Below are 19,930 nucleotides of genomic sequence, written 5' to 3'. Positions count from 1 at the left end.
AAGTTCCGCGCTCTAAAGAAGTGGGACAAAAAAGAACTCCGATGGATGGATGCCGTCAATCACACCATTAGCAGAAGGATTGTCAGATTTGCTGAATATCTCAATGCTGATGTGGTGATTGAAGATTTAGAATCTTGCCGCCATTCCATGAAGCAGAGCAAAAAGAATCGCTCTGATAGTGGAGAGTCTAGGCATTCTTGGGCGTACTATTCTTTAGAGCAACTTCTTGATTACAAGTTAGCTTTGAAAGGTTTAAAACTAATTAAACGTCCGGCTCCATACACCAGTAAATCTTGTTCAAATTGCGGAACTATTGGTAATAGAAAAGGACACCATTTTAACTGCCCTAACTCTCACTACCACAATGCTGATTTAAACGCTGCTAGAAACCTTTCCAAGTGGGATGGTTTCTCTTGTCAACTAGACCTAAAGAAGGATGCTGCTTTAATGGTTTCATCTGGTTTAGTTGATGGGTTGCTTGGCACAACCCCTAACTTGATGAAAGATATTCCCTCTAGTAGGGAATGTCTGTAGATGCAAGAATCCGCGTCGATTTATCGCGCGGAGTGTCAAAAAAGCGCATATAAGTTTGGTTGTATTGTCAAGCGACATCAGCCTCGGCTTTGCTATCTTAGAAGTAAAGCCATTTATTGTGTTAGCGGTGCATCGGCGCGATCGCCTACCACCATTTTCCCGCTCCTGGGGCGTAATATAGCAGCGAGCGGTTAAAATCTTTGTATAGCTTGCTACCATTGCCTCCCCGCTCGCCAGGGAAAATATAGTAAGCGATCTGAGGATAAATTGGCCTGCAATTTTTGCCCAGTCTAATATTATAGCAAAAAATGCTCTACTTCGATAGATAGAATTTTAATCTGCCCCGCGCTCTATGCGAAACCCTGGGAATTTTGTTATTATCCTATATCAAATTTGAGAAAAGATTGGGCTGTAACGCAGCAATTTTTTAATAATTCGATAAAACGCCACTGCCGCTTGACAAATCTATGCAAATCCATTTGACTGACCGACAACAACAAGTTCTTTGGGCAACAGTACGTCACTACATCGCAACGGCAGAACCCGTGGGATCGAAGGCGTTAGTAGACGAATATAACCTGAGCGTTAGCCCAGCGACGATTCGCAACGCGATGGGCGTTTTAGAAAAAGCAGGTTTGTTGTATCAACCCCATACGTCAGCGGGACGGGTTCCCTCGGACTCTGGTTACCGCATTTATGTAGACCAACTGATTACGCCTTCAGAACCGCTAGCACGTCAGGTGGAACAGTTGTTACAAGATCGGTTGCAGCAAAAAAATTGGAGTTTGGAGGCACTTTTGCAGGGTGCTGCTCAAATTCTGGCGACAATCAGCGGTTATATTACCCTGATCACGATGCCTCAGAGTCGGACTAACAAATTGCGGCATTTGCAACTGGTGCAAATTGAGACGGGAAGGGTGATGCTGATTGTGGTAACAGAGCATTATGAAACCCAATCGGTGTTGATGCAATTACCCCATACCGAAGATAAAGCCCAACTCGATCAGGAAATTTTAGATAGAGAGTTGCAGATTCTGTCTAACTTTTTGAATAGTCAGCTAAGGGGAAAAAGTCTTTCTGAGATTGCTTCCTTAGACTGGACTCAAGTGGATCGGGAATTTCAACAATATGCCGAATTTCTAAAAAATTTACTAGCAGAAGTCATTTTAAGGTTTCAACCAAGCGCTGGCGGCACGCAAATTCTGATTCGCGGCGTATCGGAGGTGTTGCGTCAACCAGAATTTTCCGAATTGCAGCAAGTACAAACGCTGATCCACCTATTGGAAGAAGAGCAAGAGCAGTTGTGGCCTGTAATATTTGAATCACCTGCTACCAAAAAGTTAGGAAAGCGCGTAACGGTGCGAATTGGCGCGGAAAATACTCTAGAACCAATTCGCACTTGTACGCTGATTTCTGCTACTTATCGGCAAGGTGCGATGCCGGTAGGAAGTGTAGGGGTTTTGGGACCAACGCGGATGGTTTATGAGAATGCGATCGCTGTAGTAGAAGCTGCGGCAGATTATCTATCTGAAGCGTTAAGTTAATTTTTTGAACCGCAGAGACGCAGAGAACGCAGAGAAGGAGGAGTGTGGTTAGAAAAGTTGCTTTTTGGTTATTGTGGGTTGGTTTTGTGGGCTACGCTTTTTTGTTAGCGCCTCCGAATCAACCAGATACTCCTGAGTTGATTCAAAATCTTTCTACGGGTAATTGGCAAGGGATTAATTCTTTGGTTGTCTCTCTGTTTAATATTATGGGCGTTTGGCCTATGATTTATGCTTGTCTGCTGTTGGCGGATGGTAGGGGACAAAAGTTACCTGCTTGGTTGTTTACAGGTTTGTCGTTTGGGGTGGGTGCTTTTGCGCTATTACCTTATTTAGGGTTGCGCGAACCGAATCGGGGGTTTGTTGGTAGTAAGAATATTACTCTGAAGATACTCGACTCGCGGTTTACGGGTTTTATTTTAACTCTGGTTACGGTTGGGCTTGTTGTTTATGGTTTGCGCGATGGTAATTGGGGTGATTTTATCCAACAATGGAGGAGCGATCGCTTCATCCACGTAATGAGTTTAGATTTTTGTCTGCTATCTCTATTATTCCCTGGGATGTTAGGAGATGATATGGCGCGGCGAGGCATGAAAAATCCGCTAGTTTTTTGGGGAGTATCCCTGATTCCTTTATTTGGACCTCTTGTCTATCTTTGCTTGCGTCCTTCGTTGCCAGAATCTTCAACAGAGGTAGAAGCAGAAACTGTTGCTAGCACCACACGCTAAGTGGTAAAAGCAAAGGGAGAGGGTTTTTCCTCTCTCTTGTGGTATATTTTTTAAACTTAACTAAAGACAGATATAAGCATTTATAGATTTACTTTATTATTCATTTATAACCTTGCATATGTCCGTTCTCCAGCCTGCGATCGCAAGTCGCAGGCTCCTACTTATAGAGGTTTGCACTCGAATGAGGTACACCATCAACAGCAGTGTGCGGGCTGCCATTTTTGCTGCCGCTACACTTGCCTTGCGCGATAACGCTTTACCTAACGCGGCTGCAAGCCGCTGTAATCAGCCAGCCGGGGCGGGTTTAACGAAATATTTCGTGTTTCCAGTGAATGGTTGGTAAAACCCGCCCCTACTATACACACTCTTTGCTACCGAAAATGATATAATTACTTCCCGATTACCAATTACCCATTACCCATTACCAATATGACTATAAAAATTGCACTGTGGTTGATTTGGATAGGATTTATTGGCTATATTCTGTTTCTCTCTCCCCCTTCTCAACCAAGTACAGTTAAATTGCTTAAAAACTTATTTACAGGAAATTGGTTAGAAATTAATCCAATTATTTTATCATTATTCTCGCTGATTGGCATCTGGATACAAATCTACAGTTGTCTGATTTTCGCTGATGGCAGGATGCAAAAAATTCCGGCATGGCCTTTTGTTTTGGCGTCCACTGCAACGGGAGTGATTGGCTTAATACCTTATTTAGCTTTACGGGAATCGAATCAAGAATTTTCTGGTAAAAAAGACGCTTTTCTCAAGCTGCTAGATTCGCGCTGGACTGGTGTTGGCCTCGCTTTAAGTACGGTTGTTTTACTCGGTTATGCTTTACTGTTTGGCAACTGGGGAGAGTTTTTTTACCAGTTCCAAACTTCTCGATTTATTAATGGTATGACTTGGGCTTTTTGTCTGTTTGGTTTATTATTTCCAACGCTGCTGGGCGATGATATGGCGCGGCGAGGTTTCCAAAATTCGCTACTTTTTTGGACTTTCTCACTGCTGCCTTTAATTGGTTCGGTGGCTTATATATGTTTGCGTCCTCCTTTAGAAGAAACGAGTGCTAAAACTGCGCCAGAAGCTTTCGCATAAAAAATTATGGTCAGGAAACTTGCCTTGTTTTTCATCTGGATAACCTTCGTAGGTTATACAATCTGGTTAGCACCCCTCGACCAACCAGATACATGGCCTATTGTCAAGAATTTGCTAACCTTCCAGCTGGCAAAAGTTAATGCAATTCTGGTGGCAATATTTTGGCTGATGGGCGTTTGGCCTATGATATATGCTTGCCTGATGTTTTTTGATGGCAGAATGCAAAAGTTTCGCGCTTGGCCTTATTTTATTGGCTCGAACGGAACCGGAGTTATCTGTCTAATGCCTTATTTGATTTTACGTCAACCCAATCAAAAATTATCCGGCACAAAAGATAAGTGGCTCGAAATTTTAGATCGACGTTCAACCGGAGTTACCCTGCTTTTAACTACCATTGGTTTGATTGCCTATGGGATAATTGCTGGAGATTGGCAAGATTTTGTCTTGCAGTTTCAAACTACGGCATTTGTTCACCTGATAAGTCTAGATTTTTGTTTGATGTGTTTGATATTTCCCCTCACATCGCTATTCGATGATGATATGGCGCGTCGGGGGATTCACGATGCTAGAATTTTTTGGACAGTGGGACTAATTCCGCTGTTTGGGCCATTGTTTTATCTTTGCTGGCGTCCCTCTTTAACAACAAAACTAGAGATGCGATCGCGCAGCGTCTCCGAACCGGAATCCCTCGCACCTCTAGGCTCTTAAAAAAAACCGAATTTGTAACAATTATACCAGAATTCCTAAAAATGCCGATGGAACTGGTAACGGCTGGGTTTGGCTAGGTATTGTAAAGATATGTAAAAGTTTAAAACTAAAAAAATACGGAAAGCTTTTCGGGAAAACCGTTTAGTCTGACTAAATTGATTATTAGGAGCCAATGGTCAACCAAGTGTGATGCTTGGCTGGGAATGAGTAAATACTCATGACTCGCTTAATACTGTTTGCAAATAACATCCTTGGTATAGCTAATGACTGAATCTGCCTTGCATCAGGAGATACGCACCGAATCGAGTACCAGCCCAAAAGATTGGATTCGTCGCTTTGTGTGGAAGATAGCGATCGCGACGCTACTATTGATGGCAGTCGGCAGCGCGACGCGGGTGATGAATGCCGGGTTGGCTTGTCCGGATTGGCCTTTGTGCTATGGTCAGTTAGTACCTTCGCAACAACTGATGAACCTCCAGGTATTCCTGGAATGGTTTCATAGACTCGATGCGGCGTTAATTGGGGTGAGCGCGATCGCGTTAGTTGGCTTATCCTGGTGGTATCGCCGTCAGCTACCTGGCTGGATGCCCGGTGCGTCAATATTTGCCTTGGGATTGATTGTATTCCAAGGCGTGTTAGGCGGACTCACGGTTACCCAATTGCTGCGATTTGACATCGTCACCGCCCACTTGGGATGTGCGCTATTATTCTTCATCACCCTGCTAGTAATAGGCATGGCGCTACTTCCCTACAAAGGCACCCGAAGTGTTGGTAAGCTACCTTGGATCGGCTTAACCGCCGCGATTTTAGTTTACCTGCAAAGCTTACTAGGAGCGCTAGTAGGTTCGCGCTGGGCGCTGCACCAATGCTTCGGCGCATCGGAGTTATGTGCGGTAATGAACAGCCACATCATCGGCGTGTTTCCGGCAACTATAGCAACTTTGGCAGTAGTAATTTTGGCATGGCGAACCCCCGCACTTCATCCCATGCTGCGTAACTTGTCTAAACTTACCGCTTTGTTGCTAATTGCACAAATAGTTTTGGGAATTGCGACTTTCCGCTTACACCTGCAAGTAGAAATCCTCACAGTTTCTCACCAAGCAGTAGGTGCAGCATTATTGGGTTCCCTGGTGGCATTTACCGTACTAGGACTGCGAGATTTAAAAGAATTTCAGATTTGAGATTTCAGATTTGAGATTTTAGATTCAATTTGCTTCTTAAATCTGCAATCTCCAATCTACAATCTGCAATTCCACAAGTTTTGTTTCACACGAGAAGGATGTAACCGTAATGATAGGGACTAGCTTTGCCCGCCAACATGAAAACTTTCTACAAGTCATTCAAAGCTATTACCAGCTAACCAAACCGAGGATTATTCCCTTACTGTTAATTACAACTTCTGCCAGCATGTGGATGGCGTCGGATGGGCGAGTAGACCCGGTGTTGCTAATAGTAACTCTTTTGGGTGGAACTTTAGCAGCGGCTTCGGCGCAGACGCTCAATTGTATCTACGATCGCGATATTGACTATACAATGGAGCGCACCCGCCATCGCCCGATTCCTTCTGGTAGGGTGCAGACGAGGGATGCATTGTTGTTTGCGATCGCACTCGCTACGCTTTCTTTCACCTTACTAACTGTGTTTGCCAACTTGCTAGCGGCGTTGTTAACAATGTCGGGTATAGTTTTTTACATGCTCATCTACACCCACATGCTCAAACGCCACACGCCCCAAAATATTGTCATTGGTGGTGCGGCGGGTGCAATTCCTGCTTTGGTAGGATGGGCAGCAGTGACGGGTAGTTTAAGTTGGTCAGCGTGGATGCTGTTTGCGATCGTATTTATTTGGACGCCGCCCCATTTTTGGGGATTGGCGTTGATGATTAAAGATGACTACGCCAAAGTTGGAATTCCGATGTTACCAGTAGTAGAAGGTGAAGTAGAAACAACTCGCCAAATCTGGATTTACACCTTAATTTTGGTGCCATCAACCCTATTGCTAATTTATCCTTTGGGTACCGCAGGTGTTGTTTATGGACTGATTGCCGTTACTCTGGGATGGAAATTTATCCAAAAAGCTTGGCAACTGTTGCAAAATCCAGTTGATAACACGTCAGCGCGGTCGGTGTTTAAATACTCGATTATCTACATGATGCTGCTGTGTTTAGGACTGGTGATTGATAGTTTGCCAGTGACTCGCTGCATGACAGCTAGCATCGCTCAAAATGTGGATACGCTAATTAGCACGATTTCGATACTGCAATAGTCAGACGATATTTTATCGTCGCTGTTTCCCGCTTGGTTGTTTACCAAGCGGGTTTTATTATTTGGAGGGGGCGGGTTGATATAAATTGTCGATTATTGGTAGAGATTCTTGGTAAAACCCGCCCCTACAATACACTTGAACAAAATTCCGATAATATCCTGTTGGGCGCGCCAAGTTTTGCATAATAGATGGTGTTGTAGGGGCGGGTTTTACGAGAGATATTTGCCACCAGCGCAATGGATTAATAAACCCGCCCCTCGCTTATGCAACCCATGCACCCGGACATAATATAAGATAGGGTTAGCGATCGCAACCGCAATCCTCACCCGCCAAGGTAGTTATGACTGAAGAATTAGTCCACCTCAGATTGAGCATTTTAGAAAGTAATTTTGAAGAGGCTTTAGCAATTGTAGATCAGTTAGAAGCAATGAGCAGACAGGCAATCTTGCGTAATATTCAATCATTTTTAGATCGAATGATGATGCATTTAATTAAAAATCAAGTTGAGCAAAAATTAACTAATTATTGTGCTGCCTCAATCCTAGCTTCCGTCATCGGCATTAAACGTTTGAATCTCAAGGCGAATAAAACTTTTTACTACATCCAAAGAGATGAATGGGATGCCATCCTGGAAGAATCGCTAAAGCTGGCAATTACTTATGCCAGTGTGGACACGATGAATGGACAATTAAGTCCATTTCAGTTATCAGAATTAGTTGATAAAACTCAAATAAACCTTGCTGCTGAGAAATTGATCGATCTAACTTATGTTTATTCAACTAGAGATTTAGCTGAGATCGTCCCTAATTTTTTAGCACAATTACCTGGTGGAGAAGATTGGAAGCAAGGGAAGCGATGAGTTAGCAGCAACCAATACCCTATCCCCTTGTAGCGAGGAATAAGGCGGGTAGAGCGTTAGTTTTTCACTAAAACGGGGAATTCTATGGAACGAGCGCGAATCACATCGTGCTGTGTCCGATTGTAGTAGAAACCCCGTATCTATGAAAAAGCAACAAAATAAATTCAGTCACCTGACTGCAAAAGAAAGAGTTTATCTGTCATTCCCAGCACAGCTTTTGTTAGATAAAAACCTATTTCAAGGTAAGGTTCTAGACTTTGGTTGTGGATTTGGTAATGATGTGACAATCTTGCAAAATAAAGGATTTGATATTACAGGTTATGACCCTTATTATTTCCCGCAATACCCTAATGAAAAATTCGACACCATTATTTGCTTTTACGTTTTAAACGTTTTGTTTCCTGAAGAACAAGCGAATGTTATCATGCAAATTGCACATCTGTTGAAACCGGGAGGCAAAGCGTATTATGCAGTCAGAAGGGATATAAAAAAAGAAGGTTTCCGAGAACATTATATTCACAAAAAGCCTACATATCAGTGTATCGTTAAACTTCCTTTTAAGTCAATATATTTAAATGAAATGTGTGAAATTTACGAATACATGCATTATAACCATCAAAGAAATTCAACTAATAATTGCATATTTTGTAACCCTTATAAAAATCTAACCATATTAACAGAGTCAGCGACAGCTTATGCGATGTTCGATGGTTATCCTGTGAGTAAAGGGCATGTGTTGATCGTACCGAAGCGTCACGTTGCCAATTATTTTGAATTGCCGTTTAAAGAACAATCTGCCTGCTGGTATATGGCGAATAAAGTGCAAGAGATTTTGACCAAAGAATTTCAGCCTGATGGGTTTAATGTGGGAATAAATATCAATAAAGATGCAGGTCAGACTAGGAAGCACGCTAGCATTCATATTATCCCGCGTTACCAAGGTGATGCGGAGGGTAATAAAGGCGGAATCAGATGTGTGATTCCTAAAAGAAGAAACGAGTAATTAAAAGTGAGGAAGTGAAGAAAATATTCATGATAAAATGTAAGAAATTAGGACTCAACACGCGGGCCAAAAACAAAGGTGATGCATCAATATCGCGACTACAAACCCACGATTTTTCGGCTCGCCCCTTGTTTTTTTGCGTAAGTCCTGAAATTTGGATGCGATCGCCTTCGCGTAACGCACGACGGTTAACCGCACGGCGACTGTTCTATCGCTTCTTTACACTGGTTGTCTATTCCCATGACAGATACATCGAGCAAAATCAAAGCTTTTGTTGACTATGTTTGTTCTTTGAAGGGAGATGAAAAAGGTGAGGCTCAAGTATTTTGCGATCGCCTGTTTCAAGCATTTAACCATGCAGGTTACAAGGAAGCGGGAGCGGAACTAGAATTTCGAGTCAAAGCCAAGGGAAAATCTACAAAATTTGCCGATCTGTTGTGGCGACCAAGGTTACTTCTGGAGATGAAAAAGCGCGGCGAAAAGTTAGAGAAGCACTATCAACAAGCATTTGAATACTGGCTAGAGTTGGTTCCTCAGCGTCCAAAATATACGGTTCTTTGCAATTTCGATGAGTTTTGGATTTATGACTTTGATACCCAACTACGGGAACCTGTAGATCGCATTAGCTTAGAAGAGTTACCTAACCGCTTTACCGCATTCAATTTTCTCTTTCCTGAAAACCGCAAACCCTTATTTAATAATAATCAAGTTGATGTTACGCGCAAAGCCGCTGATGATGTGGCACAGGTATTTAATCGGTTAGTAGAACGAGGGGAAGATACAGCGATCGCGCAACGGTTTATACTTCAGTGTGTTATCTCCCTGTTTGCAGAAGATATTGACTTGTTACCGAGGGGATTGTTTACCGAATTTTTAGAAGATTGTCGAGCTAATAAGTTTAGTTCCTACGATTTAATTGGGGGATTATTCCGACAAATGGGAAGCGATCGCCCTGCACCCAAAGATAGTCGTTATCGAGATGTTCCCTATTTCAATGGTGGCATCTTCTCAACTGTTGAACCCATCTCCCTCACTAGAAATGAAATCGATTTGCTAGCAACCGCAGCATCGCAACGCTGGTCAAAGGTGGAACCTGCTATTTTTGGCACGTTATTTGAGGGCAGCTTGGGTAAAGAAGAACGTCATGCCTTGGGCGCTCATTATACCAGCGAAGCTGACATTCAAAAGGTAGTCTTGCCAACGATTGTACGACCCTGGCGCGAGCGGATCGAGGCGGCTAAAACCTTAAAAGACTTACTGGCACTGCGACAGGAATTAATCAACTTTAAGGTACTAGATCCTGCCTGTGGTAGCGGAAATTTTCTCTACATTACTTACCGAGAACTCAAGCGACTGGAAGCGCAACTACTGGCAAAAATTCACGCAGAATTTGGCGGGCGGAAAGCAGGCAGTATCGGTACGATGTCTTTGGTCAAAACGACTCAGTTTTACGGTATTGACATCAAACCGTTTGCGGTAGAACTGGCAAAAGTAACTCTGATGCTAGGGAAAAAGCTGGCACTAGATGAGGAAAATCAGTTGCTCAACGTAGCGCAAATGAGCTTACCTCTAGAACTCGATCGCGCCCTTCCTCTCGATAACTTGGAGCAAAATATTCGCTGTGATGATGCTCTGTTTTGTGATTGGACAGAGGCAGACGCAATTATTGGTAATCCACCTTACCAATCAAAAAACAAGATGCAACAAGAGTATGGATCCGCCTATGTGCGCCGAGTCCGAGCCAAATATCCCGGAGTACCTGGACGGGCAGATTATTGTGTCTATTGGTTTCGCCGTGCCCATGATGAATTGAAACCAAACAAACGCGCCGGATTGGTTGGTACAAACACCATCCGCCAAAACTATTCCCGCGAAGGTAGCTTAGATTACATTGTGAGTAATGGCGGCACAATTACCGAAGCAGTTTCTACCCAAGTTTGGTCAGGCAACGCTGTTGTCCATGTGTCGATTGCTAACTGGATCAAAGGCGAACAACCAGGCAAAAAGAAACTCTTCACCCAACTTGGTGATGATAAAGACAGCCCTTGGGAAATTGTAGAACTAAATACAATCAATTCATCCCTGTCTGCAAAACTTGATGTTACTCAAGCCAAGAAACTTCTGATAAATGCCAACTCGGACGCTTGTTATCAAGGACAAACACATGGACATGAAGGATTTTTACTGACTCCAAATGAAGCGGCTGCCATGATGCGACAGTCGAAAAACAATATGGAAGTTATTTTTCCTTACTTGATTGGAGAGGATTTACTCTCAGAGAAACCTCCATTACCACAAAGATATGTTATTGACTTGCATCCCCGTGATGTTTTTGCTGCTAGTAAATATTCTGCACCCTTCAATAGAATTCAAGAGCTTGTATTACCAACTCGCCAAAATGCTGCTAAAGAAGAGGCAGAACGCAACAACGAGGCTTTAAAGGATAACCCAAAAGCCAAGGTTAATCGTCATCATCAAAATTTTATGGCAAAATGGTGGTTGCTTTCATATCCTCGGGCTGAATTAATGCAAAAAATTGCCAATTCATCTCGTTATATCGCTTGTAGTAGAGTTACAAAACGACCTGTGTTTGAGTTTATCGATCCTAAAATCAGACCCAGCGATGCTCTACAAGTCTTTCCGCTATCTGACGATTACTCGTTTGGAATTTTGCAATCTGGAATTCATTGGGAATGGTTTAATCAGCGATGTTCAACCCTAAAACGGGATTTTCGTTACACCTCCGACACAGTTTTTGATTCCTTCCCCTTTCCGCAATCCCCCACACTGCCACAAGCTAAAAAAGTTGCAACAGCAGCCGTCAAATTGCGGCAGTTACGATGCCAGGTGATGAAGGAAAACCAGTGGAGTTTGCGCGAACTGTATCGCACCTTGGAATTACCGGGAGATAACCCGCTTCGCAAGGCACATGCAGAACTGGATGCAGCCGTGCGGGAAGCTTACGGCATTAAAGCCAAGGAAGATCCACTAAAGTTTTTGCTCGAATTGAATTTTGAGGTAGCAGCGCGAGAAGCTAAAGGGTTACCCGTTGTCGCTCCCGGTTTGCCGCCTGTCGTGAAAAATGCCAGTGAGTTTATTACAGAGGATTGCGTCAAAATGCCAGAATCATATTAACTAACGTAAGTTGCTAGTTACATCCAACGACGCTGGTAATGGGTAATGGGTAATGGGTAATTGTCAGGGTTCAAGCACCAATGAATCCAATTACCAATTACCTATTACCAATGACCACCGCCAAAGCTTATAACTAGCAACTTGAGTTCACTAGAGGAACCCGCGATGATTGCCACCCCCGAAACCCCACAAAAAATGACCGTTGACGAATACTTGGAATGGGAAGCGAGACAAGAAATTCGTCATGAATACGTCAACGGCGAAATCTTCGCCATGACTGGAGGCTCGATTCCCCATAATGATATTACCCTTAACTTGTACAGAGCCTTACGACACCATCTGCGTCCAAGAGGCTATCGGATTAATGTTTCCGATGTTAAACTCCAACTAAGCAGCAGTAGCGCATACTTTTATCCCGATGTTATTGTCAGTTGCGACCCCCAAGACCTCAACTCGCGCAAATTCATCCAATATCCCAAACTGATTGTCGAAGTTCTTTCCCCAAGTACAGAAGCAAAAGATCGCGGTAAGAAATTCACCTATTGTCGCACCATCCCCACTCTGCAAGAATACGTCTTAATTGAATCAGAAAAAATTGCAGTTGATTGCTATCGTCGGGGAGAAGGCAAAATGTGGTTATACTATCCTTACACTGCTGGAGATATTATTAGTTTAGATAGCATTGAATTGCTGTACGAAGGAGTTATATTTGAGGGTGAGGAGTGAGGCAGCAATCCCAGTACGCCATTTTTTAAGACAATCGCTACAACAAAAATTCGTTATTCTATCGGTGTTCTCAACCCAGATATAGCCATGTACGCCGTAATTTCACGAGACAAAATCCAACTCCCCCCCGGAACCGTGGTGCGAATGCCTGGAACCTGGCAAGACTACTGTGCCTTGCGCGATAGCCGGGGTGATGGCTCGATTCCCCGCATCAAGTATCGCGATGGAGAAATTTTACTTATGAGTCCCATCGCTAGACATGGACGCGAAGCCAATATTCTGGCAGATATTGTTGAAGCCTTACTAGATAGCAAAAATCGTAACTACGAAGCCTTTACCCCTATTACAATGGACATCCCTGAAGAAGGAGGAATTGAGCCAGATTACTGCTTTTATATTGATAATTGGCAAACCGCCGTAGGCAAAGATCGGATTGATTGGCAAACCGATCTTCCCCCCGATTTGGCGATCGAAATTGATGTCACCACCTATACCGCCGCCGCCGATTATCTGCCCTACAAAGTCCCGGAAGTTTGGTTGTTCAAAAAAAGCGATCTAAAAATTTACAGTCTGCAAGAGGAAAGCTATCAACTGCAACCTAAAAGCCGCTATTTCCCAGAAATCGACTTGCCAACAAAGATCGCACAAGTGCTGCAAGTAGCATCCCAACAGGGAACCGGAGTTGCTCTGCGAGAATTCCGCCAGAGATTAACTGATTCATGATTTATTGCAATTATGTGGGTTTTACACAATTCGTGTGTAGTCTATGGAGCGGCGTAAGTTTAGGAATTGAAACCTTGCGGTTTTATCTGCTGTAATGGCGTGTTAGACTGCAACTGCGGTACAATTAATAATTAGACCTACTCAGCCCTGCCACTAATGAATAGTCCCTGTGGATCTACCCCATCAAGCGGGAAATGCTCTAACAGGTTATCTCGTATTTGGTTCCATCTACCAATACCTCGAGTTTGTGTAAAACTTAGATAGAGCTATACTTGCGGTATAGATACTTTATGAAAATAGAATCTATTACAGTTCAAAATTTCAAACGATTTGACAATCTTGAGGTTTCTTTCAAGAATAAGACTCTTCAGGAGGTTACTAATCGCTTCCTTATTTTGGGTGACAATGGCACAGGTAAGACAACTCTCTTACAGGCAATTGCTCTTCCGCTAGCACTAGCTACTAAACAAATTAAAACAGTATCTGAATTTGATTGGATAGGTTTTTTGCCCGGCCGTTTTTGGATTTGGGGTTCTCCACATATTGAACTGCAAATCTCATTTGAGGATGAGGAAATTGAAGCAACACGTTCAGTAGCTAGAAGATGGTATGAGACACAACCAGTTGAATTCCGTTCTCAGGATTTTGTTGAACCTGGTAAGAGGCGTTCACTTAATTTAACTCTAAATGGTGAATATTGGAAAGTAGGAGAAGATAATAACCTTGAAGATCGCTCTCAGTTCCAGGGGCGTTACTATGCTCAAAGATTATTGAGAAGCGATCCATCTATTCGCTCAGAGTTTTCTAAACTACCTGGTATATTCTGGTTTGATCAGTTTCGGAATCTTGGTTCAAATCCACTTCCTGAGAGTAGCGGAGATGGATTAAGAGAACGTAATGCTGGAATTTCATTTGAGCTAGGAGTAGGACGCTTACGCCAGTATTTAATTGAATGGCAGCAAAGGCAACGAGAACCTCAAAGAAACAACTCGGTTGACTATCTGAGACAATTAGAAACTCTCTACAAAAAAGTTTTTCCTGATCGTTCATTTATAGGGATGGAACATCAACCTAGTAATGATTCACCCACTGAAATGAATACTTATTTTACGCTCAATGATGGACATCGAACTTATGACATTGTTGAGATGTCAGCAGGAGAGCAGGCAGTTTTTCCGATGCTCTATGAGATTGTTAGACAACAAATTGCATACTCCATTGTCTTAGTTGATGAAATTGATCTGAACCTTCATCCACCAGCAGCCCAACTCTTAGTTAATCAACTTCCAAAAATTGCTCCTACTTGTCAATTTATATTTACAACACATTCTGAGGCTGTAAATGATGTGATTGGGGAAGAAGAGACTTACCGCCTTCCGGGAGGTTCTCTGTGTCTGTAAATATTCTTTACTCTGAAGGAGGCAAAAATAGTCCTGATATTCGTGTTTTATTAAATATCTTGTCTGGAATATGCACCGTCAGACCTGCTGGGAGTAAATATGGAATTGACCGACAGATTCTCTTTATCAAGCAGGAAAACCTTTTACCTAGTTCTGTCGTAGCCGCTCTCAAGGATAGAGATTTTGATAGTGATGAATCACCACCTGTCAATTCTCCTCGGAATTGGTTAGCCAGAGTTCATAATCAGAATATTCAGGTGGGCTGGTCTTGGGAAAGAAAAGAGATTGAAAATTATTTAATTGATCCTGAAGTTGTATCACATGCACTGGGTTCCAAAGCTCCGCCAATTGAGGACTACCGTGCCGCACTCGAAGAATCAGCCAAAACTATTGCAGATTATACTGCCGCTAGAATTGCACTATCTCTCTCGCGTCAACCACTTTTACCACTTAATAACTGTTGGGGGAATATGGGAGGTCAACACCCATTTCCAGATCGCCTAACTGAGTCGGATTGTCGTGTTGGCATAACAGATGTTGTTCGTCAATATGAGCAAGCTCAGATAATTCGGGAAGATGATGTATTGGGTTCTTTTGAGCAGTTACTTTCTATGTGTCGTGTTGGTGGTGTCAGGTTTCAAAATTTTCTGACGTTCTTCTCAGGTAAAGATTTACTTTGTGGAATGAGATCGGCATTAATAGGTTGGGGTCTGGGAGAACCTTTCGTTTTTCGAGAGCGGATTGTCAAAGGTATTGAAAACTCAACGGAGAACGTTTCTTCTTGGATTCCAGAGTGGCATCAGCTTAGACAAGTAGTTCAAAACTTCAGTCCTTGACAGTTTTGCTTCACATGAGTTTTTAGCAAATACTTGTATGGAAGAAACCGAAGATATCGAAGGCAATTTTATTAGCAATCAACGCGATATCTTTCATAAAAATAGCTCACCTATTCAGTTTTGCAATCATTTCATTCCGAGCATATCCATTCAACTTCCGAAATATTTTCCTGTTGGTTTTCTTCAATCAGAGCGCTTTACACCTGCCAAAATAAATGCGATCGCTTCTTCTGTATGTTCTTCAATCATTTCTGGACTAAGCCTATCTATATCTGGCGTTAAATGTCGCCAATTTTCATGCACTGTGAAGTAAAACAGGCAAACACTTAAAATATAAGTCAGCGCCAAAAATGGTTTCATCTGACGAAAACATCCTTCTGCCATACCTTGTTCTAGCACCTTGAGCAGATGTTCGTGTAAGCTTAAAACGTTGCACTCTTTGAAATAAATTCCTTGATTTTGGCTTGCTTCTTGAAACCACAGCATTTGACGTTGAGGATTCTGCGCTTCGTTTGCGATCGCAAGGCGAACGATCTGCTTCAGCGCTTCTTCAGGAGACAATCCCTCCAAATTCAACTGTCCAAGCTTGGTCTGGACTTCATCTACCGGACGTTGTAAAACTGCCCGATACAAGCTTTCTTTGTTCTCAAAATAGTAGTGAAGTGTTGCAGTTGTTACCTTAGCACGAGAAGCGATCGCACTCATTCGCGCACCGTTTAACCCATGCCGTGAAAATTCTTGCTCTGCGGCATCCAAAATTTGCTGCTGTGTCATCTCGGCATCTCGGAATGGGCGGGTTGATTTCGCTACTCGCTTACTGGGTCGAACCACGGCATCTTAACTCATTGTTTGCCTTTCTATCGTACCAAAAAGCTACTTAAACTGATGATATTCATTGTTATTATTGACAAATTTACAAGGTCTTGATAAACTTACTGATTAATTAGTAAGTTTAATTTTACGGTTATGAAGCAATTGCAAGGCGCACCGTGGCTCTTGGCACATCGTTCCATGCTGAAGCCGAATCAGCCGATGAAAGTTTCTCTATTGGGTAACGATTATGTGCTTTGGCAAGACAGTCATGGCATGATTAGCGCCTTGCCGAATGCTTGTCCTCATATGGGCGCAATGTTATCAGAGGGTTGGTGTGTGAATAAACCCGATGGCAGTAGTGCAATCGCCTGTCCTTTTCATGCATTAGAATTCGATTCTTCGGGTTGCACAGTTTTACCCGGTTCCAATAAACAAACCAAATCGATCCTGCAACCATTAGAGTTAATCGTTCAGGGAGATTTTATTTGGTCTTATGGTGGATATGAACCGAAAATTCCTATTCCCTCAATTATGAATGAAATTGCGGCAGAATACGAGTTTATTGGAGTGACAGGAGAACGCAGTCTGCCAACAGATATTCTGAGTTTGCTGTTAAATATGCACGATTACAATCATCAAAACGGCACTCATCGAGAATTATTTGAAATCGCAGAAGTGCAGGTGAAAAAATTTATCGACGAAGGGTTACATTCTCATGCTTACTTGTCACAACCTAGAAAGCAACCTAAGTGGCGCGACATTCTGAAAAACCCCGGTCAACTGGCGATGCCAAAGGTGCTGGAAGCACACCTAGAAAACTTTTTCCCGTTCATGGGATTGCTGCATGGTGAAGATAAATTGTTGAGCCTGAAGGAATGCCATTTTTACCTTCCAGAAGCCGAGAATCAATCTCGCATATTTGTGTTGATGTATATGAAGGCTCATTCTGCGATCGCGCACTTAATCAAAGGCAATTTGCTGAAGTTGATTGATGTGGTTGTAGAACAAGACGCAAAGATTTTGAGTAAGATTTACGCCAATACACCACAGCGGATAAAGTTGAACAATGAAGTGGGAATGGATTGGGTAAAGCGCAATTTTGATAATTTTCCCACAGTCGTAGAACCAAATTTATCTCGGTAATTGCGGCTCTCCCGTACTTAGTGCGATAATTTTTATAGCAGTTTGCGACTTAGTGGAATACAGCCCTTGGGGCTTTGTTTGTCAAGCGCGCAGCATTAATGCTGCGCGCTTGACAAACAGAGCAACGCAAGACAAGGGCTATTAACTTATGCAAAATAAAGTGTATTCTATCAAGTCGCAAACCGCTATAATCAATAGATTTCGACCATATCTCTTGTGGGATAGGCGACACGAGCAGTCAAAGAGTTTCTTTTTTGGAGAGGTCTATTTCACCTAGTTTGAGTTGAGGGTCGCGAAACCCAACATGGTAAGCTTGGATAGTTGGGTTTCGTACCTCAACCCAACCTACAAGTCTCATGCATAGATGCTAATGGCTAATGGCTAATGGCTAATATCAGGAAAAATGCTATATTAGCAATTAGCAATTAGCAATTAGCAAAATTTATGGATATCTCAGAAGATTATGAATTGAGTAACCTAGATTTTTACAGAAAAAATCATGGGTTACAGCTTTATTACAATTGGGCGGGGGAAGTTTGGTGGCAAGAATCACAAGACTTGCCCAAAGAGAAATTATTCTCCATTATTGGCATGAATGCGACCAAAGTATTCATCAAACCCGATACCGAATCTGGCGAAGTGGGGTATCGGATAAATCGAGAAATCGGTTTATTTTGCGACCCTTTGACGCAAGAAATTATGCATTATTGGCAGCCGCCCCAAGCAAGTCAACCTGTACCTGTGGTTCATATTGCTAACCGAATTGTACAAGGTGCTGTTAAAGAAAAGAAGTTTATTATTCCTGGGGGTCAAGCATATCTCACCTCGGTGCTAGAAATTCCCTTGGAATATCCGCATCCTTTAGCCGGAAATCCTCAATACATGGAGTATTGCCCTGGCGAAAAATTCCAGGGAGTTGAGTATTTTACCTCCCATATTTGCCGCCCCGGTGTTGCGGATATTCCACCTGCTAAATGGGCGAGAGATTGTCCCTGGATGCCTTGGATGAAGTTAGGATACGGTAATCCAGCACGATTGAGATTTGAAACAACCATATCGAGGGTAGAATTATTCGAGCAGTTGCATCCAAAGTTGGTCAATCTTGTGAGGGAAAAACTACCGATTTATGAATTCGCCCCTTCAGAAAGCGATGAACCAAACATGACGAGTACCCTGTATTTTAAGAAACATTTTGATTCGTACTTGAGGGGAGATGTTTTCCCAATAGAAGAAACTGCTTGATTTTAGCGTCGGTTGTATGACGAGGGTTGTCCTTTATACTAATTGTGACTTAGGTGCGATATGTCTCCGGCACGCTACGCGATCGCTTTCGGTCAAGTTCTCCATTCAGAATCAGAAATTTCTGCACCTTGAAAGATACTGCGTAATGTGCCAATTGGTAGGGTTTTGCCTCGATGTTCGGGAACAATTACTTGAAGTCCAAGCAATTCATTCCTCCATTTTCGATGACTACCTTTCTGGGAAATCAATTGAAATCCATATTGGCTCAAAATGCTTTCAACCTCCCTAGCTGTCATCCGACGGATACGACTACTCATTAAACACTAACCTCCAGTGCGATCGCATCTGGGGGTAACTCAATCGGATCGGGTTGTAAATAAAGTTCAATCGCTTCACGAATATTTTCTAAAGCTTCCTGTTGAGTTTCTCCTGCTGAAGTGCAGCCAGGTAACTCTGGACACCAAACTGCGTAATCGCCTGTTTCTGGATCGGGTTCTAGAATTACGCGCCATTTCATAGCTAATTACCATTGATTTTTTCTATTGTACTGGTTGTTAGTGAAGTGCTGGTGGATGAAGGTGCGTTCCCGCAGCGTCGGGTGTGGATATCCCTCCAAGAATCGCTAGCCCAAAATTCCTGATTCAAGCGCAAAATAACGGATATTTTGGAGTATAAACAGGTTATTTTGTTTAATTAAATCTCCTTGAAAAACTACGGGTAGGCGTTCCTGATAAGCTTTAATAGCAAGGATATAATCTCGTTTTGCCAAGGATGTTTTAATCTTTCGCAACTTGTCGAATACTACGCCCAAAAGCACAATGTCTCCTCTCAGCGCCTCGGAATTTGGCGATTCAATTTGTACGATAGTTGCCTGAATTGTCATATTATTGGTTGCTGTAACGAGGTCGCCAATAATATCGAGTTGGGAACGTTTCTCTGTTTTTTCTAAAGTTTCTAATATGACGCTCATAGAAACTGGATCTCCTGGAATTTCACGATTGAGCGGTAATATAATTTGAACAAGTTCGTTTTCTGCCCAATTTTGTTGCCATATAGAAGCTTTATCGGGGATGTGATTATGCTGTTGCCAACCTTGAGAAAGTAAGTAAGCAGCAACTTGTTCTGGTTCGAGCGATCGCAGAATATCGATATCTTTTATAGTGACGTTCATAAGTT

At 42.7% G+C, this 19,930-nt stretch carries 20 protein-coding genes; 16 read left to right on the top strand and 4 right to left on the bottom strand.

Annotated elements, in window-relative coordinates; all coding sequences use genetic code 11:
• The 14 genes from ACE1CM_RS39525 to ACE1CM_RS39460 all read left to right on the top strand — a co-directional run.
• Window positions 1–534, top strand: a 534-nt coding sequence (locus ACE1CM_RS39525) for a zinc ribbon domain-containing protein (protein WP_374884488.1), incomplete at its 5' end; no start/stop codon positions are given.
• Between the two features lie 467 nt (window positions 535–1,001).
• A complete protein-coding gene (gene hrcA, locus ACE1CM_RS39520; RefSeq protein WP_374884486.1) occupies window positions 1,002–2,078 on the top strand; it encodes a heat-inducible transcriptional repressor HrcA in 1,077 nt (358 codons plus the stop codon).
• A 44-nt stretch (window positions 2,079–2,122) separates the two neighbouring features.
• A complete protein-coding gene (locus ACE1CM_RS39515) occupies window positions 2,123–2,803 on the top strand; it encodes a DUF2834 domain-containing protein (RefSeq protein WP_374884484.1) in 681 nt (226 codons plus the stop codon).
• A gap of 429 nt (window positions 2,804–3,232) precedes the next feature.
• On the top strand, window positions 3,233–3,901 hold the full coding sequence (locus tag ACE1CM_RS39510; protein WP_374884483.1) for a DUF2834 domain-containing protein: 669 nt from the start codon (window positions 3,233–3,235) through the stop codon (window positions 3,899–3,901).
• 6 nt (window positions 3,902–3,907) lie between these two features.
• Entirely contained in the window at window positions 3,908–4,609 is a 702-nt protein-coding gene (locus ACE1CM_RS39505) for a DUF2834 domain-containing protein (protein ID WP_374884481.1), read from the top strand.
• 263 nt (window positions 4,610–4,872) lie between these two features.
• Complete coding sequence (locus tag ACE1CM_RS39500; RefSeq protein ID WP_374884480.1) at window positions 4,873–5,790, top strand: heme A synthase; 918 nt, start codon at window positions 4,873–4,875, stop codon at window positions 5,788–5,790.
• A 109-nt stretch (window positions 5,791–5,899) separates the two neighbouring features.
• Window positions 5,900–6,874, top strand: a complete 975-nt coding sequence (locus tag ACE1CM_RS39495) for a heme o synthase (RefSeq protein WP_374884479.1) — start codon at window positions 5,900–5,902, stop codon at window positions 6,872–6,874.
• Between the two features lie 340 nt (window positions 6,875–7,214).
• On the top strand, window positions 7,215–7,733 hold the full coding sequence (locus ACE1CM_RS39490) for a hypothetical protein (protein WP_374884478.1): 519 nt from the start codon (window positions 7,215–7,217) through the stop codon (window positions 7,731–7,733).
• A gap of 142 nt (window positions 7,734–7,875) precedes the next feature.
• Window positions 7,876–8,736, top strand: coding sequence for a bifunctional class I SAM-dependent methyltransferase/HIT family protein (locus ACE1CM_RS39485; RefSeq protein WP_374884476.1), 861 nt, complete (start codon window positions 7,876–7,878; stop codon window positions 8,734–8,736).
• A 240-nt stretch (window positions 8,737–8,976) separates the two neighbouring features.
• The gene (locus tag ACE1CM_RS39480) at window positions 8,977–11,871 is read left to right on the top strand and encodes a class I SAM-dependent DNA methyltransferase (RefSeq protein ID WP_374884475.1); all 2,895 of its coding nucleotides are present in this window, start codon (window positions 8,977–8,979) and stop codon (window positions 11,869–11,871) included.
• Window positions 11,872–12,036: 165 nt separating this feature from the next.
• Window positions 12,037–12,597, top strand: a complete 561-nt coding sequence (locus ACE1CM_RS39475) for a Uma2 family endonuclease (protein ID WP_374884474.1) — start codon at window positions 12,037–12,039, stop codon at window positions 12,595–12,597.
• An 87-nt stretch (window positions 12,598–12,684) separates the two neighbouring features.
• A complete protein-coding gene (locus ACE1CM_RS39470) occupies window positions 12,685–13,320 on the top strand; it encodes a Uma2 family endonuclease (RefSeq protein WP_374884473.1) in 636 nt (211 codons plus the stop codon).
• A 290-nt stretch (window positions 13,321–13,610) separates the two neighbouring features.
• Complete coding sequence (locus tag ACE1CM_RS39465) at window positions 13,611–14,720, top strand: AAA family ATPase (protein WP_374884471.1); 1,110 nt, start codon at window positions 13,611–13,613, stop codon at window positions 14,718–14,720.
• Entirely contained in the window at window positions 14,711–15,556 is an 846-nt protein-coding gene (locus tag ACE1CM_RS39460) for a hypothetical protein (RefSeq protein ID WP_374884470.1), read from the top strand. The genes ACE1CM_RS39465 and ACE1CM_RS39460 overlap by 10 nt, the downstream gene beginning before the upstream one ends.
• A 183-nt stretch (window positions 15,557–15,739) precedes the next feature.
• On the opposite strand, the gene ACE1CM_RS39455 is transcribed toward ACE1CM_RS39460, so the two are convergent.
• On the bottom strand, window positions 15,740–16,330 hold the full coding sequence (locus tag ACE1CM_RS39455) for a TetR family transcriptional regulator (RefSeq protein ID WP_374884469.1): 591 nt from the start codon (window positions 16,328–16,330) through the stop codon (window positions 15,740–15,742).
• Window positions 16,331–16,522: 192 nt separating this feature from the next.
• Between ACE1CM_RS39455 and ACE1CM_RS39450 the strand changes: the two genes are divergently transcribed.
• On the top strand, window positions 16,523–17,512 hold the full coding sequence (locus ACE1CM_RS39450; protein WP_374884467.1) for a Rieske 2Fe-2S domain-containing protein: 990 nt from the start codon (window positions 16,523–16,525) through the stop codon (window positions 17,510–17,512).
• Window positions 17,513–17,956: 444 nt separating this feature from the next.
• Window positions 17,957–18,754, top strand: coding sequence for a DUF1838 family protein (locus tag ACE1CM_RS39445; RefSeq protein WP_374884466.1), 798 nt, complete (start codon window positions 17,957–17,959; stop codon window positions 18,752–18,754).
• A gap of 92 nt (window positions 18,755–18,846) precedes the next feature.
• Here the strand turns inward: ACE1CM_RS39445 and ACE1CM_RS39440 are convergent, their stop codons facing one another.
• The 3 genes from ACE1CM_RS39440 to ACE1CM_RS39430 form a co-directional block, all read right to left on the bottom strand.
• Window positions 18,847–19,071, bottom strand: a complete 225-nt coding sequence (locus ACE1CM_RS39440) for a type II toxin-antitoxin system HicA family toxin (protein WP_374884464.1) — start codon at window positions 19,069–19,071, stop codon at window positions 18,847–18,849.
• Window positions 19,071–19,271, bottom strand: coding sequence for a type II toxin-antitoxin system HicB family antitoxin (locus ACE1CM_RS39435; RefSeq protein WP_374884463.1), 201 nt, complete (start codon window positions 19,269–19,271; stop codon window positions 19,071–19,073). The genes ACE1CM_RS39440 and ACE1CM_RS39435 overlap by 1 nt, the downstream gene beginning before the upstream one ends.
• 105 nt (window positions 19,272–19,376) lie before the next feature.
• Window positions 19,377–19,925, bottom strand: coding sequence for a hypothetical protein (locus tag ACE1CM_RS39430; RefSeq protein WP_374884461.1), 549 nt, complete (start codon window positions 19,923–19,925; stop codon window positions 19,377–19,379).
• Window positions 19,926–19,930 lie beyond the last annotated feature (5 nt).

The organism is Microseira sp. BLCC-F43, assembly GCF_041929235.1.
GTDB lineage: Bacteria > Cyanobacteriota > Cyanobacteriia > Cyanobacteriales > Aerosakkonemataceae > Microseira.
This window is presented reverse-complemented; position numbering and strand designations above follow the sequence as displayed.

Bases quoted from the DNA above. Each gene is read 5' to 3' on its own strand.
- ACE1CM_RS39440 (WP_374884464.1), bottom strand. From the start codon at position 19,071: ATGAGTAGTCGTATCCGTCGGATGACAGCTAGGGAGGTTGAAAGCATT.
- ACE1CM_RS39495 (WP_374884479.1), top strand. From the start codon at position 5,900: ATGATAGGGACTAGCTTTGCCCGCCAACATGAAAACTTTCTACAAGTC.
- ACE1CM_RS39490 (WP_374884478.1), top strand. From the start codon at position 7,215: ATGACTGAAGAATTAGTCCACCTCAGATTGAGCATTTTAGAAAGTAAT.
- ACE1CM_RS39455 (WP_374884469.1), bottom strand. From the start codon at position 16,330: ATGACACAGCAGCAAATTTTGGATGCCGCAGAGCAAGAATTTTCACGG.
- ACE1CM_RS39435 (WP_374884463.1), bottom strand. From the start codon at position 19,271: ATGAAATGGCGCGTAATTCTAGAACCCGATCCAGAAACAGGCGATTAC.
- ACE1CM_RS39430 (WP_374884461.1), bottom strand. From the start codon at position 19,925: ATGAACGTCACTATAAAAGATATCGATATTCTGCGATCGCTCGAACCA.
- ACE1CM_RS39485 (WP_374884476.1), top strand. From the start codon at position 7,876: ATGAAAAAGCAACAAAATAAATTCAGTCACCTGACTGCAAAAGAAAGA.
- ACE1CM_RS39470 (WP_374884473.1), top strand. From the start codon at position 12,685: ATGTACGCCGTAATTTCACGAGACAAAATCCAACTCCCCCCCGGAACC.
- hrcA (WP_374884486.1), top strand. From the start codon at position 1,002: ATGCAAATCCATTTGACTGACCGACAACAACAAGTTCTTTGGGCAACA.
- ACE1CM_RS39475 (WP_374884474.1), top strand. From the start codon at position 12,037: ATGATTGCCACCCCCGAAACCCCACAAAAAATGACCGTTGACGAATAC.
- ACE1CM_RS39480 (WP_374884475.1), top strand. From the start codon at position 8,977: ATGACAGATACATCGAGCAAAATCAAAGCTTTTGTTGACTATGTTTGT.
- ACE1CM_RS39445 (WP_374884466.1), top strand. From the start codon at position 17,957: ATGGATATCTCAGAAGATTATGAATTGAGTAACCTAGATTTTTACAGA.
- ACE1CM_RS39510 (WP_374884483.1), top strand. From the start codon at position 3,233: ATGACTATAAAAATTGCACTGTGGTTGATTTGGATAGGATTTATTGGC.
- ACE1CM_RS39465 (WP_374884471.1), top strand. From the start codon at position 13,611: ATGAAAATAGAATCTATTACAGTTCAAAATTTCAAACGATTTGACAAT.
- ACE1CM_RS39500 (WP_374884480.1), top strand. From the start codon at position 4,873: ATGACTGAATCTGCCTTGCATCAGGAGATACGCACCGAATCGAGTACC.
- ACE1CM_RS39450 (WP_374884467.1), top strand. From the start codon at position 16,523: ATGAAGCAATTGCAAGGCGCACCGTGGCTCTTGGCACATCGTTCCATG.
- ACE1CM_RS39505 (WP_374884481.1), top strand. From the start codon at position 3,908: ATGGTCAGGAAACTTGCCTTGTTTTTCATCTGGATAACCTTCGTAGGT.